The organism is Singulisphaera sp. GP187 (genome assembly GCF_900129635.1).
In the GTDB taxonomy this organism is placed as follows: Bacteria; Planctomycetota; Planctomycetia; order Isosphaerales; family Isosphaeraceae; genus Singulisphaera.
In genome coordinates this window covers 4227510-4244512 of the sequence record NZ_FSRB01000001.1, presented here as the reverse complement: position 1 = coordinate 4244512, position 17003 = coordinate 4227510, and the positions used below count along the sequence as shown (strand labels likewise).

Below are 17003 nucleotides of genomic sequence, written 5' to 3'. Positions count from 1 at the left end.
CTTTGGACCCGTGGAACTACAAGCCGGCGGCGGGGCTGGAACTCCCCCCCGTCGAACTGGCGCGGAGCTTGCAACGCGAGTCGGGTCTGGCTTCGGACTTTTGGCACCACGTCTGCCACCGCCTGTCACGCGTCTACTTTCGCCTCTACCACCGGATGCACGTCGAAGGCGCGGAGCACCTGCCCAAGGAGCCGCCGTTCATCCTGATCGCCAACCATTCGAGCCATCTCGATGCGTTAGCCCTGGCCTCGGCCCTGCCGCGCCGACTTTGCGGCCGCGTCTTCCCGGTCGCCGCGGGAGACGTCTTCTTCGAGACCCCGGTCACCTCGATCGCGTCCGCCCTGATCCTCAACGCCTTACCGATGTGGCGCAAACGGTGTGGGCCACACGCCCTGGCTGAGCTCCGAGCCCGCCTGATCGGCGAACCGTGCGGGTTCATCCTCTTCCCGGAAGGGACCCGAAGCCGAGACGGCCAGATGCAGGCGTTCAAGGCGGGCCTGGGCATGCTCATCGCGGGCACGGCCGTCCCGATCGTCCCTTGCCACCTCACCAAGACCTTCGAGGCGTTTCCGCCCGGCGCCCGCCTCCCTCGTCCGCGTAAGATCCAACTCAAAATCGGCCCCCCACTCCACTTCGACGCCGTCCCGAACGCCCGCGAGGGGTGGCAGCAAGTCGTCTCAGAAGCCGAGGCCGCCGTGCGCCGGCTGGCCGCCGAGCCGCTTTGATTTGAATGGGGTTCTCTCGCACAATGGGCCAGTCCGGACCACTGATTCCAGTCGACCTCGCTAGACGGGAGAGAATTCCATGCCGCTGACCCTGGGATGGGAAGAGATCGCCCTCCGCCTCGTTCTGACCGTCATCGCGGGGGCCCTGGTCGGCATCAACCGGAGTGAGGGGGGCCATGCCGCCGGGCTTCGGACCACGCTGCTCGTCTGCCTGGCCGCCTCGGTGGCCATGATCCAGATGAACCTTCTCCTGCCGATGGGGGGCAAGCGGCCCGACTCCTTCGCCGCTCTCGACTTGATGCGGCTCCCCCTTGGCATCCTCACGGGGATGGGATTCATCGGCGGCGGTGCGATCCTCCGCCGGGGCGACATCGTCCACGGGGTTACCACCGCCGCGACGCTCTGGCTGGTCACCATCATTGGTCTTTGTCTCGGCGGTGGCCAACTCGGCCTTGGGATCGCGGCGCTGGTGCTTGCGATCTTGATTCTCTGGAGTTTCAAGTGGCTCGAGTTGCACCTGCCGCAAGTCCGCAACGCCAGTCTCGGTGTCGTCGTTGAGAACGGCGGCCCTTCCGACGATGACCTCCGCGCGATGCTCCTACGGGCGGGGTTCGAGATCATTTCCGAGCGATTGACGACCAAGCGGCGAGCCGAAGGGTTTCTCCGCACTTTCCGCTACGAAATTCGGTGGCGATGGCGGGAGCGGGGCCGGCCCGGTGACCTGCGAACCCCCGCATTTGTCGACCAGATGGCCCGGCTCCCCGGGGTGAAGGCGTTGCGGTGGGAAGCTTAACGGCAGCCATTGATTCTCGCCGCGGACTGGCTTCGACCACAGTCGGGTGCGATGATGTCTCGGCCGAGTGCATGCCTCATCAACGTGCGGCCCGTTTCGTCGTCTTCTCGCGAGCGAATTGAGATGAATCACCGCAAGAGCCGGCAGGCATACTTAGGCTTCACGGGATCGTCTTCAATCCCGCACTCAACGATGGACAGAACGGGAAACTCAGATGCGAAGCGAACCAGTGGATCACTGATAAGCACGGCAACGTGACCGACATCAAGCACCGTCTCGAAGCCGGAGACATTGCCTCGACGCTTCACCAGCTCTGCGAGGGGGCCAGGCTGATTTTGCAGATCCACGCGGTCTAACCGAACGGGAGGCGGGCGATCTTGCTCTTAGAGTCTGTCCCAGGAGGCGAATCCCACCGAAGCTTTTGGATCTTCTCCGGGGGCCGTGCGGTTCCATACTCGGAACCCATGCGGGAATGCCTTGGCCTGGGGGGGCACGCGTTCCGAGTACGGAACCGCGTGGCACCCAAACATCCCTGATTTCCCGGTTCAGACTGACCTTCCGAGACGGACTCTTAGCCACTCACACCGTCTCGGCGACTTTTGCTAGAGTAGAACGTTGATCGAGTGCGTGGGGCCCGCTCACCTCTGTCGTTCGAGGGGCATCAATGGCGGAATTCGATAGCGGAACTGGCGGTCGCTGGGTCGGTCCTTTCCGGCTTCGCGACTACCTGGAGCGCGCCATCGACCCGACGCACGAGCGTCCGCCAGAGGCTGCCGGGGTGTACATCGTCAGTCTCTACCCGTGGGCCAACGAGCCGACTGCCGAGGGATGCATCCTGTACGTCGGGGGAAACCCGAAGGCTCCGATCCAACTTCGTAACCGGATCGGTTTCTGGTCGAGGACATGCTTGGGTTCTGGGGTGAAAAAACCGGCAGCCACAGCGGCGGCCAGTCGCTTTGGACGTGGTGCCTGCAGAACTAAGGCAACCGTTCACGGCCTTGCGCGATCGTCCAAGACATGGTAGTGTCTTTTTCATGACGATGCCGCCACCACTCCCTGAGGAACTCTTTGCCTGGCTGTCGTGCCAGAAAATCACGCTAACGAGTACTCGTTGCACGCCGGCGGCAATAGGTCAGAAATCCAGCTCCTCGTCGTCGAAGTCAACTTCGCTAGTTCCGATGGGATCGGAAACAGGTCTCAGGCTGCGTTCTTCGTTGAGCAGGAGGTGTTTTGACCGGGCGAGAAGTTCGTCGAAGGTGATGACGTCAGGATTCTGAACATTCCTCCTGAAAAGCTCGAACGTGGTTCGTTTCGCGTAATTGTCCAACTCTTGCAGATTCCCAATAATGAGAATTCCTTTTGGCTGGATTGTGTAGCTAGGGGCTTCTCCCGATTCGAGCTGCTCACGATTCTCGGGCAATTGTGACCCCTGCATCTCCCAAGTTCTGCAATTGGATTGCACCTGTGTAACGCCGCCGATCAAGTCTCTGCTCAGCACGTGGACCTTATTCCGATATAGCTGTGTTTCAAGCAGACGGCTACCAGGCTTCTTGATCTCCACTACAACGGTGAAGCGTAGATCTGCCTCCGATGCCGTCAGAAAATCGCCGCGTTGCCCTCCCTGACCAGTGACCGTTGTGCCGCCGTAGTTCGGCTGGGCTACAACCGTCGAAAGGAATTGATACCGGAGCCCGTAGCCGAAAATCCAGGTATTGTCTTCGAAGAATGTCTGCCAATCCCCTTCATTCCAATCTCCGGAAATTAGCTGATTTTCGAAGGTCTTGACCGCATTTTCGCGGATCTCGTGAAGCTTCGTGAGCGCGACGGCACGAAAGAGATTGGGCTGGATTTGCTCGATGGCATCCCAGAATTCTTCGGACGCCTGATCGGTCATTGCCTGGATTAGTTCGGCCGCGCGGCCTTTCACGACGGCTGCTGCGGTGGAGTCGACGAGGGTGAACTCGCGCTCACCGTCCGGAATCCCCTTTTTAGGAATAGGCAGGGAATAACTTCCGTGGTTGGCATCGGTTAGGATGTCAGACCAGATGTTTGGAGGGAGTATACGGGAGGGTCACATGGAAGCCTACACACCGACAGTCCAACGGATGATGAAACGGCTCTTCGGCTCGTTGAAAGAGAACGACCGGCGGCGGTATGCGGCGATCGAGGCCGCGAAGTTGGGGCACGGCGGGGTCGAGTACATCGCGGGTGTCCTGGAGTGTGATCCGAAGACGATCCGGTTGGGCCTCGGGGAGTTGGAAGGCGAGGACGACCTGGACACGGGCCGCACTCGCAAAAAAGGGGCGGCCGGAAACGGTTGATCGAGGTCGACCTGGCCGTCGAAGTGAAGTTTCACAAGGTCCTTGAGGATCACACCGCGGGCGACCCGATGCGACTCGAAGTGAAATGGACCAACTTGTCGCGGCGCCAGATCGCCAAGCGGATGGAGGAATTGGGGACACGCGTCAGTCGCGACATCGTCTCGAAGTTGCTCCGGAAGCATGGTTACCGCAGGCGGAAGGCGGTGAAGAAGAAGACGATGGGGCCGCGCCACCCGGATCGCAATGCCCAGTTCGAGAATATCTCCCGTCTCAAGAAGAGGTACTTGAAGGCCGGCTTGCCGGTAATCAGCATCGACACGAAGAAGAAGGAATTGCTGGGCGATTTCCAACGCGACGGGGTGATCGATACTCAAGAAACGATCGTGGTCAACGACCATGACTTCGGGAGCATGGGCTCGGGTACTGTGATCCCGCACGGGATCTACGACGTGGGGCGGAACCTTGGATTCGTCCACCTCAACACCAGCCACGACACCAGCGAACTGGCCTGTGACAGCATCGCGGCTTGGTGGGAATCTGACGGTCGGTCGGCCTATCCCGGGGCAAAGAAACTTCTGGTGCTGTGCGACGGCGGAGGTAGCAATAGTGCGTCGAGATATGTATTCAAGGAGCAACTTCAGAAGTTGGCGAATCGGCTGGGCATCGAGATCCGAATCGCCCATTACCCGCCGTACTGCTCGAAGTACAACCCGATCGAGCACCGCCTCTTCCCGCACGTGACGCGGGCCTGCCGCGGGGTGATCTTTCGAACGTTGGGGACGGTCCAGTACTACATCTCCAAGACCGAGACTGCCACGGGCTTGAAGGTGGCAGTGCGAATCCTTGAGAAGGTGTATCAGACCGGCATGAAGTGCGCCGAGGGATTCAAGAAGGGCATGAAAATTGTCTTCGACAAATTCCTGCCCAAATGGAACTACCGGGCTCTCCCCAAACCAGCATGAAAACGGGAAGTTATTCCCGGCCTATTCCTTAGTTATCTCGTGCAGGTGTGCCAGAGTGTCAAAAAGAAAAAGAGTTTCGTCAGCATTCAGCGCAAGCTTCATCTCCTGACCCGCTTTAAGGGTCGCGAGATTGAAAGCATCGACGTCTTCCCAAGGGTCCTTGGCGCTATGACGCCGCTGGTGGGCAATACAAAGCTTTACTCGCGCTCGCGTGCTGTGAATGTTGTCTACAAGCTCAGATCGAATAATCCGGCGTGTACGTACAAGATCGCGGTTCGGCGGAGGATCGATCCATATGTCATCGACGGTTCCGCTCGCGTTCGACGTACTTTTAGTCCTGTAGATGATCGAGAGTGCCTCGGCCTCGTCGACCTGCATGCTATGTTCGGTAAAATGCTTGATATATGTGAGTGGAGGGATTGTGGCTTCAATCGCTTTTCTTATCGAAGATGTTATCTTGTTTCGCCCGTCTGTTAGAATTTCATAAGCCGTGCGGGCGCCCACCACTTCTATATGAAGGGCTTCATGGACCTCATCGCCAACGAACCAGGTATCACCTGAGGGGTAAGGCGACCGGTATCTGGAAATCTACCCGTGTTCGGAGTTATGCTTGCAAAAGCACGGTAGGGGAACACATCCAGGACTGTCAACTCTCCAGCACGGAGGTTCTTCAACATGGAAGGCTCCGCCGACCACATTGATGCACTGCTTCGCTCGGGGGCCCGACGACTCACCGGACATCAGCGCCGGCTCTTCCAGGCCGAGGTGACTACCAAACTTTGCCATGGCAGTGCCCGACTGGCCGAACGACGTTTCGGCTGGGGACGCGATACGATCGAGAAGGGACTGCACGAGTCCCAGCAGGGCGTTCGCTGCCTGGAGAACTTCGCCGCACGCGGTCGAAGGCGAAGCGAGGAGAAGGATCCGCGCCTGGCGGCCCTGATCCGCGCCGTCGTGGAACCCCACACCTACGCCGACCCAGGACTCCAGTCGTCACGTCGGTACACGAATTTGTCGGCCGCCGAGGTGCGCCAGGCTTTGATCGATCAGGGTTACCCCAAGGCGGAGTTGCCCAGCGAGCGCACGATGCGTGACATCCTCAATCGCATGAACTACCGCCTCAAGCGGATCCAGAAGGGCAAGCCACTAAAGAAGACCGAGGAGACCGACGCGATCTTCGCCCACGTGCAGGAGGTGCGTGACGAGGTCCGTGGCGATCCCGAAGTGCTGGAGATCTCCATGGATACCAAAGCGAAGGTGAGCCTGGGCGATTACGTCCGTGGGGGGAAAAACCCGGACCGACGCGCAGGGCGTGGTGGCCAAGGGCTGGGATCATGACCCCCCGGCGAAGGAGAAATTGGTCCCCGTCGGCATCCTGAGCGTTGCGACCGGAGCATTGATGCTCATCTTCGGATGGCACGAGACCAGCGATGCCTGGGTGGATGCCTTGCAGATGTGGTGGCGTCAGGTCAAGCGGGCCCACCGATCGATCAAACGCCTGGTGATCTACCTGGACAACGGGCCGAAGAACTCCGGGCGGCGGACCCAATTCTTGAAACGGATGGTGCAGTTCGCCGACTGGTCAGGGTTGGAGGTGCGTTTGGTGTACTATCCTCCCTACCACAGCAAATACAATCCGATCGAACGTTGTTGGTCGGCGCTGGAGAAGAAGTGGAACGGAGTCTTGCTGAACAGCTTGGAGGTCGTTCTCCAATGCGCCAGGCGGATGACCTGGAGAGGGCGGCACCCGACAGTGAAATGCCTTGATGGCCATTATCCAAACGGTATTCGAGTTCCCGCCAAACAAATGAAAGCGTACGAGGCTCGCCTGCAACGCTCAACGGCACTGCCCAAGTACGACATTATCATCAAGCCAAAAACAGCAGATATACAGGTAAAGTAATTCCTGCCGGACGCCTAAGCGTTTACACGGCATTCCCGCAGCAGGTCTGCGGCTTCCTGCTCGTCGCCGTCCTCGAGAAACTTGATCGCACTGGCGTGCAGTACTGACGAGGAGATTTCCATTTCGAATGGTTCCTGGCTTTACCTGAAGACTGCAGATCCCGCTTCTGTGAGCCCGCAACACATCTCCCATCCATGGTATCGCCATCCGGGATTCAGGCAATGCTCCGGTTTCCGGTTTCCGCTTTTTCCGGTAACACCCTTCGGCACTACCCAGCGGCTCCAGAGCCTGTCCTTCCACCTGTGTACGGTCTGAACGTGAACCGGAGACCTTTCCAGTCAGTCACAGGGTGCTGCGTTCCCGTACCGACTCTGTGCCCGCGCCGGAACTCAAGTCGCCAGTAAACCCCGTCGGCCACGCTCTCGACCGTCATCTCGGAGGACACGGCATTAACGGCGGCGATGCTCGCACTCCCCGTGGAAAGACGCATCCGAGGCTTACAGACTCGAGGGACGCGTGGCAGAGAGGGTCTCCGGGGACGGCCCGGTCGTTGCGGCGGCCGCTTCTTAGATCGCCTCTCGCGACCGTCCCGCGGCTAGAGACCTCAGTAGCCGAAATTCTCGCGAATGTAACGGCGGGCTATATGTGCGTATCGTAAAGGTTCGGCCATTGCGGGGTCTTGCTCGGCTTCCACCACCATCCAGCCCTGGTAGTTCCGCCGGCGCAGCGCGTCGAAGATGGGCCTGAAGTCAATCCCCCCTTCCGGATCGCCGGGCACCGTAAATATACCCTCCCTGATCGCCCTGTAGAAGCTGTATCGGCCCGGGACGGCCTTTTCGAGCACGCGGGGGCGTACGTCCTTCAGGTGGACGTGAGTGATCCGCTCCGCGTAGTCGAGCGCCAGCCTGATCGGGTCGACGTGCGCGAACTTCGCGTGCGCCGTGTCGAGGCACAAGCCGACGAGATCCGCGTCGGTCTCGTCAAACAACCGGTCGATCTCCTGCCGGTTCTGCACTCCGGTTCCGACGTGGGGATGAAAACTCAGTTGCATGCCCTCCTCTCGCGCCAGCCGGCCGGCCTCGTTGAGCCCGATGGTCAGCAGATACCACTGCGGTTCATTGAAGATCGGACGGTCTTCCAGCACCGATTTGACGCGCACCTGATTGACGGCGGCGCCGAGTTCCGCCACGACGATGTCGTTGGCACCGACGGCCTTGAGGAAGGCGATCTGTGCCCTGACGAATTCCAGGGTCGCATCGAAGCGACCGGGTACGGTGAACTCCGTACCGACCCAGGTGCTGGTGATGCCCAAGCGTCGCGACTGGAGCGTGTGAACCAGCGAGGGGACGTGAGTCGGATAGTTGTGGCCCGTGCTGCCCCCCTCGTAGCCGGCCTCTGCGGTCTGGTCGAGGATGAATTGGTATGGGTATTGATTGCCGATCTCCGGGAAGTCGTCGTTCGTCCAGCACGTGGGCTGGATGCCGATTCGTACCCCGTGCGAACGCCTTGGCATTGTACTCATGGCTCGCCCTTGAATCTGGCCAACGGTCTCACCTTGGGTCGTTTCGAGTGTCGAGACGCCGCCGCCGACTCCACCCTTGAGGTGTGTCAGAGAGTCGCCGGTCCCACGGCTGGCGCGCAGTCAGCTATCGTGCAGCATGTGCCGGGCCGAGCGCAGGGCCAGGGCCACGTTGGTGAGCGTCGGGTTGGAGGCGTTGCCCGTGGGGATGACGCCGTTGCCCCCGACAAACAGGTTGTCCACGCCGTGGACGCGCAGGTGCTCGTCCACCACTGAGGTCGCCGGATCGGTCCCCATGCGCGTCGTGCCCTGGATGTGGAGCGCCAGGCCCTTGGGCATGAATCTCGGTTCGGTGCCGGGGAGGAACGCGCCGAGCGAGCTCGCGGCGCCCAACATGTCGTCCATCATGTCGTGCATCCGCTGCCGTTCCGTGTTACTCAGCTCGAATTCGAATGTGGGCTGTGCGGTGCCGAACGCGGTGAAGTTGTCCCTCTCGAACCGGACGCGGTTCTCCGCCCGGGGTTCGAGCAGGGCGAACCAGCGAAGGTCGACGATCAAGCGGTCGTCGATCCCGGGCGGGAGCGCCCCGTAATGGAAGGCGTCCTTGTGGATCTGGCAGTGCCATGGCCGATCGTCCGAGACGGGGATCCAGATGTTCGGCGGGGGGTCGTCCATGGGGATCGGCAGCGGGTCGATGGGGGCGTCGGCCGGCCCGGCCGCTGCCGTTCCCCCAGCGCCGGACGCCTCGCAGGCGCGGCGGTCGCGCTCCCCCTGCTGCTCCACTTTCGGTCGGAACTCCGGGTTCTCCCTGATGGAGTCGATGATCTCCTGGCGGAGGACGATCTGACAGAAGGCGATGGGATGCTCGATGATGTAACGGCCGAGGGCAGGGAGCTTGATGCCCGAGTTCCATAGGACGTAGGCGCTCATCACGGCGCCGCAGGCGACGACGAATTGCCGGGCTCGTATTTCATACCGCTCGCCGGCCATCAGGTCCTCGACCTCGGCACCGTCGACGCGACCTCCCTTGAGCCGGAGCTTCTTTACGCGGTGCTCCGGCAAGATCTCGAGGTTGTTACTGAGGGCGCTGTCGTCGAGCACCTCGGCCAGGATGTGGTCGGTGCCCGTGTAGATCGTGAACTCGCTATTCTTCGAGTCGTCGGAGCGCCGGACCGCCATCGGAAGGTTCTGGACGCCATAGTTCTTGGGAAAGTGCGCGCCTCGCTGGCGATAGTGCGCCTCGAGCGCGTCGCGGACGATGGTGTTGCGGATCGAGTATTCGAACGTCTTGGAGTTCGTGCCGAGGAGCCGCTCCGCCTCGTCGTACATCGCGTTCCAGCGTTGATCCTGTTCATGATCGGCCTTGATGTCGCCGAAGCGATACCGCTCGAGCCGCGGGTGGTGGCGGGGGGTCGCCGCGGTCCAATGCATCATCATTCCGCCCACGCCGAACGCCACCGACTCGCCGTCCAGGTTGCGGTCGGGGTTTTGACGCGTGTTGATGGGCCCGCGCGTCGAGAACCGGTTCGGGTCGTAGACCTCGCCGGGCGGGCGCCACGCGATTGGGTCGATCTCCCTCCGCTCGCCGCCGCCCGGGGGTACCGACAAGGGGTGGAGCAGCCCCTGGATCATGTAAGTGAATTGGTTGAGATCTCTTTGGTATTTAAACATATTTTTCAGAACGCGGCCGGGCCGGTCTGAGAACTGGGCGCCGGCGTCGAGCATCAGGACCTTCTGCCCGGCCTGGGCCAGCACACGCGCGAACGTGCTGCCGGCGGGACCGGCGCCGATGATCAGCACGTCGGGACTCTGGATTTTCCTGGACCGACTCATCGTAACCCCCAAGGATTGACCTCCGAAGGACTGGCACACGACGCAGCCTCGCGTGTGTCAGCCGTCGTAGCCCCAAAGTTGTTTAATGAAAGAGATGGAATGTTCCGTGAATCCCGAGGGGGACTCGAAGCAGTTGCGCCAGACGTGGGCGGCGGCTGCCAGTCCCGGGACGTCCTTATTGAACGCCTCGGCCATGATCCAGCGATCTGTCGCGTCGTAGCCGATCTGCCTGAGGGCCTCCACCGTCTCCCGCCAGGCGACCAGCCCCGAGCCGAGGGTGCCGCGCTGGTTCTCGCTGAAATGGACATGGGTGATCGTTGGGCCTCCATCCTTGACGATTGCCGACCTGACGTCGTTCTCCTCGTGATGGGCGTGGTGCGTATCGTAGAGGATCCCGATGTTCGACTGGCCAACCGAGTCGACGAATGCCCTGGTCTGGGCCGTCGTATTGAGCAGGTAGATCTCGAAACGATTGAGCCACTCGATGCTGAGCGTGAGCCGCGCCTGCTGCGCGTGGATCGCGACCTCGCGCATCACGTCGGCCGACCACTTGAGCTCGTCGCTCGTCGGACCCGTCCCCGTGAACACGCCGAAGGCGGCGAAATAGGGGCCGACGAGGTTATCGCTCTCCAGGACGTAGCTCATGTCGACGGCCCTCCGGAGTCGGTCGAGTCCCCTCGCCCGCACCTTGGCGTCGGGGCTGGCGGGGTTGGCGTCGGCGCCCACGTTGGTGATGGACGTGCACTGGAGGCCGGCGTCCGTTAGCCGGCTACTGATGTCGCGGTAGGCTCGCTCGTCCTGGGTTCCCACGGGGACCTCGATCCCGTCGTATCCCAGCCGCTTTACCTCGGGGAGGACATGATAGAAGTCCCGCGTGAGCTCGGTCGTCCACACATAAAGGTTGAGACCTATTTTCATGAAAATCCTCTGGGCCGTCGAGGCCCGCGTCAGAGTTCCAGGTCGGCGTGAAGGAAGTCCTCGTCCTGGGAGATCACCAGCGAAAACCGGTCGATAGGCTGCAGCGACACCCGCCCGCTCCGGAGCTCGAAGGAGGTGACGTGCCCGCCGCCGGTCCGCTGATCGTTCAGGAAGTGGAGGTGGTAACCAGGGACGCCGACGTCTCTCATGTAGGTGGGGGAGAAAAATCCGACGAGCTTGCCCGTCTCGAGCTTGAACCTGAATTTCACCGCCTGAGCGTTCGCCTCGGCCAGGGGCGGATAGGGCTTTTGCTGCGGCGGGAACACCGTGGTCGTCACGGTTTCGAAGTCCCCTTCGATGGTGATCAGGTAGAACGTATTCCGCGTACGCTGACTGGCGGCGAACGAGGTCGCGACATTCTGGAGCGTCAGCCCATCGGGCGCCGCGAATTCTTCAGCCGCCCCGAGGGTAGCGACCTGTGCGAAACAGAGCGGGTCGTCGTCGACGGCGGTTTGGATTGTCCCGTCCGAACGGGCCCGGTAAAATTCGCCGTCGACGACGATGAGTTCGCCGTCGAGCGCGGCGTATTCGCCGAGGCCGTGATCCCCGCGCTTCTTCAGCTCGCGGATCGTCACCACGCCGTCGTAATGCCCGCGGCGGAAGGCGGTCGAGATCATGTACTGCCAAAGGGTACTCATCGGTGCGGCTCCTGAGGGGCACGATTCGAAGCTACTTCTACACGATCACGCGTCGTCTGCGAGCCCCGCGTCGCGCGGACGCGGAGCATGGCGGACCCCCCTCGCGCGATCAGTCCGATGGGTTGCCCGCGAGTTGCACCATCCTGGCGACCGAAGGCTTGCCGGCGCCGCTGACGCAGAACAGCATGTAGTATCCCGGCGGATAAAGGTGACGGTTGGTCGGGGCTTGGACCGTCACCAGGCCCGTTGCCTCGTTGATGTGGAACGGCATATTGAATAGCCGCTGCCCGAAGTCGAAGGCATGGGTCGCCGCGCCGAGTTTGATCAGCACGATCGACCGGCTGTCGCCCGCCGCCCCGGCGGCGAAGTCGGCGACCTGCAAGTTCGCCGAGGCGCCGTATTTGATCGACGTCGGCGCCCGCTCGATCCTCGGGCGCGGGCCGTCGATGAAGAGGTAGGGCGGGTAGAAGATCTCGAATTGATAGATCTCGGCCACGGTGTGGAACTTGCCCCGCTCGACGAACGTGAACGAGTTGTCGTGCGGAGCGCGCACCGTGTTGAGGTGGACGGGCTTGCCTTCCGTGGGTTGCCCGTCCTCGCCGATCTCGATGGCCGCCCGGACGGCGTTCCCGCCCCCGACGAACACGCGTCCATCCGGCAGGAGGAGGGCCGTGCTGTGATAGAGGCGGGGCTGGGTTCCCGGGTTCAAACGCTTCCCGCGATAACCGCCCGGGGCGGTCGGGTCCGCGGTGAACAGCTGCGGCTCGAACACGGGCCTCTGGAATGGGAAATTGCCTCCCCCCACGACCAGGAACTGGCGGGTCGGCAGGATCGTCGCCAGGTGCATCACCCGCGCGTCCGTCGGTCGGTCGCCCAGGAAACGGGGGACAAGATCCCAACCGCCCAGGGGAGCCGCCGCCGTCGGCGCACGGAACCGTTCCAGGCCAGAGGTCACGGCCTCGGCCTTGGTGACCGGGGCAAAGTCCGTCCCGATCGTCGTCCGCTCCGTGCCGAGCATCCCCCCGATCGCGAGGAAGTCGCCATTGGGGCTATTCGGGTCCATCAGCCCCGAGCTGTACATCCGACGGTGTGAAGGACGGTCTGCCCCAAGTTCGAACGAGATCTCCGGTGCCTGGTTCGGCCGCGCCGGGGGGCCGATTTTCATGAAATAGGTCCGCCGGCTATTCGGGTTGCCGTGGCCCGACCCGTCGCCCGTGATGAGGAATCGACCGTCGGCGAGAGGGACCATGCGCGGATAGTGGTCGAGCCGGTCGCGCTCGTCCTCCTGCAGCCCGATCAGCGTGTTGAACGGGCTGTTGGGTAGCTGTGCGATGTCGCGCGACGTCCAACGCCTGGTGCGGTAGTCGAAGAACTCGACGACCGAGCTGTTGAGGTTCTTGACGGCCTTGCTGTATTTCAAGCCCGAGACGGTCATCATGCGACCATCGCCTAGCCCGACGACCGTCGGATACCAGTGGCCGTCGGCCAGCAGCTGCGGATCGCGCCAGGTGTCGGTCTTCCAGTCGTAGATATTGGAGAATTTGGTGCCGGTGAACTGCATCCCAGGGTAGTTCATCCGATTACCGCTCACGAACAGCACGTTGCCGTCCGGCATCTGGAGGTGGCCGGCGCAGAACAGGTCGTTCGCCCACCGGCTCTCGTCCGCGTCCTCGGGCTCGCCCGGATCCCCGCCGACGGTCTTCTCGAGCGCGGCTCTGCCCGTGGCCGGGGAGGCGATGCGGCGGAAGGCCGCCTTGTTGCCCTTGGGCAAGAGGAGGTTGTCCTCCAGGTCGGCTAGGGGCTCGTATAGGGCGGTCTCGTTCACCACGTCGTAGTTGGTCCCGTCGACGCCTTCCTTGAACATCCCGCACTCCTTGCAGTAGTTCAATCGAAAGCCGCTCCCGTTCACGATGAGGAGCTTACCGCTGGGCAGGAGAGTGACGTGCACCGCCTGCATGCGGTCCGGCGGGTCGGGCAACGGTGGGACATACCAGGCGCCGAATTCCTTCCGATCGCCCCACACGTCCAACAGGGCGGACCGCGGCTCGCTGGCATTCCGCGAGGTGTCGCGAGCCGGGTCGTCATCCGCGAGGGCGACGCCCGTCGCGAGCCACAACGCCGTGGCGGCGGTACACCACGGCGGGAAGTGGTCCCGGAGCAGCCGTCGCGTCATCGTAGGACTTTGCAGAGAAGTGCTCATGTTCATTCCGGGGTGGATTTCAGCTTCTTCTTGGGCTTCTTAGCCTTGTAAGCATCCTTGAACTCACGCAGGGCATTCTCGATGTCGGAGATGCGCTTCCGCAGGTCGGTGTCCTCGGCGGGTCTCTCAGAGGCCGAGCGGGCGTTCGGGCGTTCCAGGGAGGCGTCGAGTCGCGTTGCTGGGACTCCGCCGCGGTTGAGCGGCCTGGCAAAGTCCGGGATCCCCTCGGGGACTGGACCGATTGCCTCGAACGGGGATGGAGCGAATGACGGCGGGGACGTCAATGGCTGCGCGGCGCTGGCTTGCCCCGACCGCACCGCCGCCGCCGTCAGGATGCTCGCGTAGCTCCAGGTCAAGTCCCGCGCACTCCTGGCGAATCCGTCCTCGCGATAGACCTGCTCCGCGAGGGAGCCATCGCCACCAGCATGGAATTTGACGCGACGCAATTGCGCGTCCCCCGCCTCGCGGAGGGCACGCAGCACGACGCCGAATCTCGCGTCGGATCGCGCGAGCGTTTCGCCCGACCGCAAGACCGTCACCGGCGTCGGCCGCAGCGCGGCCAGGAATGCGCTGTTTTCGCCGGTGATCGCCAGCGAACCATTACTCTCCCATTCGTTGGCGACAGAATAGTAGAGCTCCCCCAGGGCCGCGGTGCACAGATACCAGGGGTTTCCCCCCCCGACCTGGTCGGGCCCGCTACCGCTATATCGGTCCTCGGGATAGCGGCCGATGGCGACCCCGAGCCTGCCGCCGGAGGAATCTGTCGTCGTCCGGTTGATCCGGTACATCGAGTCGAACTCGTCGGCGAGCTTCCGTGCCGTCGACAGCACATGGTCGTTCGTCGGCGAGAGGAACCCGTCATTCGGGCTCCTTGTGTGCAACACGCCCAACACGATGGAGACGTCGAGGTTGCTCGTCTTGTAGTCCTTCCCCTGCTGGTCGAACGTCGCGATGAGGTAGCCGCGGTCGCTCTGCCAGTGGTCCTGGAGCGCTCGCTCCAGTTCCGCCGCCTTGGCGCTGTACCACTCGGCGGCAGCCTGATCGCCCAGGCGACTTGCGAGCTTGGCCCCCTCCCTAAGGCCTCTCCGCTGGGCGATGCGAGTGTAGAAGTGGTGGCCATACACCTCTTCCCACAAGTCGACGCTGGGCCGTTGCCAATTATGGGAGACGTACTCCAGGTCCCGTTTGATGACCGAGTTCGACGGCAACCGGCCGTCGTAGAGCTTGGTTTTGACGAAGTTTGTCAGGTCGTCGTCGCCGCGATCGAGCAGCATGTGGGCGAGGCGGCACAGGCTAGCGGCCCGCAGGGCGGGGCCGTCGTCCTGGGGTCGGCCCCAGTTGTCGTTGTAGGCCGACCCGTCGGTGTGGAACTTGGGCTCGCCCACTCCGCGGCTCAGCGCGGTGCTGAGATTGTTCGTCACCTGGAGCCCGAGCGACAGGTTGACATACCTGGTCAACAGCTCGAGATAATGGCGCCGGGTCGACGCATCGGACGCGTCGGCGTAGAGCGACACGACGACGTCCATCGTCAGCGCGGCGTCGCGGACCCAATGATAATAGTAGTTCGGGTTGGATCGCGACGGCGACGCGATCACGGCGCCATTGCTGAGGATGTTCGCGAGTATCTTGTCCCTCGCGATCGTCCGCTCCGCCTGCAGCCAGCCGCCCAAGTCCATCGGGAGAGCATTAGTCACTGACGCGACCGGGGGGGCGAGCGTCTCGACGGCCGGAGGCGTCGCGGCCAGCGGCGTGCCGGGGTTCCCGTAGAGGACTCGAGCTGCGTAGATGTCGTCGGCGCTGAGCCTTCCGTTGTTGTTCCAGGTCTCGTTACAATAGTTCATTATTGAACTAGGATCGTATAGCGTTATATAGAAATCGCCGTCTGATCCCTGCTTCTCTTTCTGGCACGACATCGGGCGATCGTCCCGGTTGTGCTCGTGTGCGAAGCCCAGGGCGTGGCCGAACTCGTGGGCGGCGATTATTTTGATGGATTTCTTCCTGTCGACGCCACACTCCTGGCACCAATTTGCATAATTGAAATTAAGAACCATTCCATTTTTGAGGCCGTCGAGGTACTTTCCCAGCCTCTCGCAGTGGGGTTGCTCGTCGCTCACGCGGATGCGGATGCCCGTCGTGTCCGACCCAGCTGCGTCCCAACCGACGAAGCGGATGCCGCACTCCTTCTGCCAGGTCTCCTCGACGGCCTCCTTGACCCACCGCCGCTCCTGCTCGGTCTGGGGGGACGGGTTCTCCCAGGAGACGTGGATCTCATTCGTCTGCCAGATGGCATCCCGCAGGACCTGCGCCCCGTCGGGCATCCCCGACTTCAGGGCCGCGAACCGCTCCAGTTGCAATTGCTGGAGCGAATGCTTCAGTTGCTGGTTCGCGATCCCGAGTCTCTCAAGGGCTTCGGGGAGGTTGGAAGTCGGGGACGTGGTGGACTCCGCGTCGATGGCACGATCAGCGGTCAAGGCCAAGAAAGGCCGGCGCTCGCGCAGGACAGGCGGGACGGCCGAGGAAGGCCGGCGCTCGAGCAGGACGGGCGGGTAGGACCGAGCGGGAACGCCGCTAGGAGACTCCTGGCCGATCGCGTTCGGCCCGGCGGAGACAATGAGGGCGGCCGAGATCGAGACGAGGCGGGAAAGGTAGAGGTTCATGCGAATCATCACCTTGTTCATGCGAACTTTTCGAGCATTCTTACGGGATCGATCGAGGTTCCGGGAGCGGCCACGTCGACTCTCGCTACGCTGCCCCGCTCCACTCGTCCGAGAGGCCCTACTGGTATCGACACGTGAAGGGTTCCGATGTTGCCTTGGCCCTTCATTCGACGGACGTAGGCGTCCAGGTGTAGAGCCAGAGTGCAAACCAATCGACTTTATTGAAACGTGATAACTAAGTGAAGTCAATCAAATACGGTGATCAGGGAGTCTGCGGATAGGCATTTCGAAAGCAGGTGGGAAATCGCGTACAACGGAGTCTTCTGATGGATCCCCTGGGAGTTTGTGGTCATCCGTTCACTGAGGGTTCTCGTGACCTGGTCTCACCACGTGGCGAGCCGATCTTTGTGCCGTTGCGTCCATTCGACGGACGTAGGCGTCCAGGTGCAGAGCCAGAGTGCAAACCGATCGCTT

The 17003-nt window shown here is 62.2% G+C and carries 14 protein-coding genes; 6 read left to right on the top strand and 8 right to left on the bottom strand.

The window, feature by feature from the left end:
* The first annotated feature begins 2 nt into the window (after positions 1-2).
* Positions 3-725 carry a lysophospholipid acyltransferase family protein gene (locus BUS42_RS16345; protein ID WP_074307967.1) on the top strand — a complete coding sequence of 241 codons (723 nt, stop codon included), beginning with the start codon at positions 3-5 and terminating at the stop codon, positions 723-725.
* Positions 726-804: 79 nt separating this feature from the next.
* Positions 805-1518, top strand: a complete 714-nt coding sequence (locus tag BUS42_RS16340; RefSeq protein WP_074307965.1) for an MgtC/SapB family protein — start codon at positions 805-807, stop codon at positions 1516-1518.
* 1132 nt (positions 1519-2650) lie between these two features.
* Here the strand turns inward: BUS42_RS16340 and BUS42_RS16335 are convergent.
* Complete coding sequence (locus tag BUS42_RS16335) at positions 2651-3412, bottom strand: Shedu immune nuclease family protein (protein ID WP_143206347.1); 762 nt, start codon at positions 3410-3412, stop codon at positions 2651-2653.
* A gap of 181 nt (positions 3413-3593) precedes the next feature.
* On the opposite strand from BUS42_RS16335, the gene BUS42_RS44345 reads away from it, so the two are divergent.
* Both BUS42_RS44345 and BUS42_RS16325 read left to right on the top strand, forming a co-directional pair.
* Positions 3594-3839 (top strand): hypothetical protein, encoded by a 246-nt coding sequence (locus tag BUS42_RS44345; protein WP_074306014.1) that lies wholly within the window; start codon positions 3594-3596, stop codon positions 3837-3839.
* The gene (locus BUS42_RS16325) at positions 3836-4801 is read left to right on the top strand and encodes an ISAzo13 family transposase (protein WP_074307961.1); all 966 of its coding nucleotides are present in this window, start codon (positions 3836-3838) and stop codon (positions 4799-4801) included. The genes BUS42_RS44345 and BUS42_RS16325 overlap by 4 nt, the downstream gene beginning before the upstream one ends.
* A 21-nt stretch (positions 4802-4822) precedes the next feature.
* Here BUS42_RS16325 and BUS42_RS16320 read toward each other — a convergent pair whose 3' ends face one another.
* Entirely contained in the window at positions 4823-5179 is a 357-nt protein-coding gene (locus BUS42_RS16320) for a hypothetical protein (protein ID WP_074307959.1), read from the bottom strand.
* Positions 5180-5476: 297 nt separating this feature from the next.
* Here BUS42_RS16320 and BUS42_RS41935 point away from each other — a divergent pair, with 297 nt between their 5' ends.
* Together BUS42_RS41935 and BUS42_RS16310 are read left to right on the top strand one after the other, a co-directional pair.
* Positions 5477-6139, top strand: a complete 663-nt coding sequence (locus BUS42_RS41935) for an ISAzo13-like element transposase-related protein (protein ID WP_083670173.1) — start codon at positions 5477-5479, stop codon at positions 6137-6139.
* Entirely contained in the window at positions 6081-6704 is a 624-nt protein-coding gene (locus BUS42_RS16310; protein ID WP_159452217.1) for an ISAzo13-like element transposase-related protein, read from the top strand. Before BUS42_RS41935 ends, BUS42_RS16310 begins: the two co-directional genes overlap by 59 nt.
* A gap of 604 nt (positions 6705-7308) precedes the next feature.
* On the opposite strand, the gene iolE is transcribed toward BUS42_RS16310, so the two are convergent.
* The 6 genes from iolE to BUS42_RS16280 all read right to left on the bottom strand — a co-directional run bounded on the left by iolE (position 7309) and on the right by BUS42_RS16280 (position 16550).
* Positions 7309-8217: a myo-inosose-2 dehydratase gene (iolE, locus tag BUS42_RS16305; RefSeq protein WP_159452234.1), complete on the bottom strand. Its 909-nt coding sequence runs from the start codon at positions 8215-8217 to the stop codon at positions 7309-7311.
* Positions 8218-8346: 129 nt separating this feature from the next.
* Complete coding sequence (locus BUS42_RS16300; protein ID WP_074307955.1) at positions 8347-10056, bottom strand: GMC oxidoreductase; 1710 nt, start codon at positions 10054-10056, stop codon at positions 8347-8349.
* Between the two features lie 57 nt (positions 10057-10113).
* The gene (locus BUS42_RS16295) at positions 10114-10974 is read right to left on the bottom strand and encodes a sugar phosphate isomerase/epimerase family protein (RefSeq protein ID WP_074307953.1); all 861 of its coding nucleotides are present in this window, start codon (positions 10972-10974) and stop codon (positions 10114-10116) included.
* A 29-nt stretch (positions 10975-11003) separates the two neighbouring features.
* Positions 11004-11672: an acetolactate decarboxylase gene (budA, locus tag BUS42_RS16290; protein WP_074307952.1), complete on the bottom strand. Its 669-nt coding sequence runs from the start codon at positions 11670-11672 to the stop codon at positions 11004-11006.
* Positions 11673-11781: 109 nt separating this feature from the next.
* The gene (locus BUS42_RS16285; protein ID WP_143206346.1) at positions 11782-13872 is read right to left on the bottom strand and encodes a galactose oxidase early set domain-containing protein; all 2091 of its coding nucleotides are present in this window, start codon (positions 13870-13872) and stop codon (positions 11782-11784) included.
* Positions 13873-13874: 2 nt separating this feature from the next.
* Positions 13875-16550, bottom strand: a complete 2676-nt coding sequence (locus BUS42_RS16280; protein ID WP_074307950.1) for a glycoside hydrolase family 15 protein — start codon at positions 16548-16550, stop codon at positions 13875-13877.
* Positions 16551-17003 lie beyond the last annotated feature (453 nt).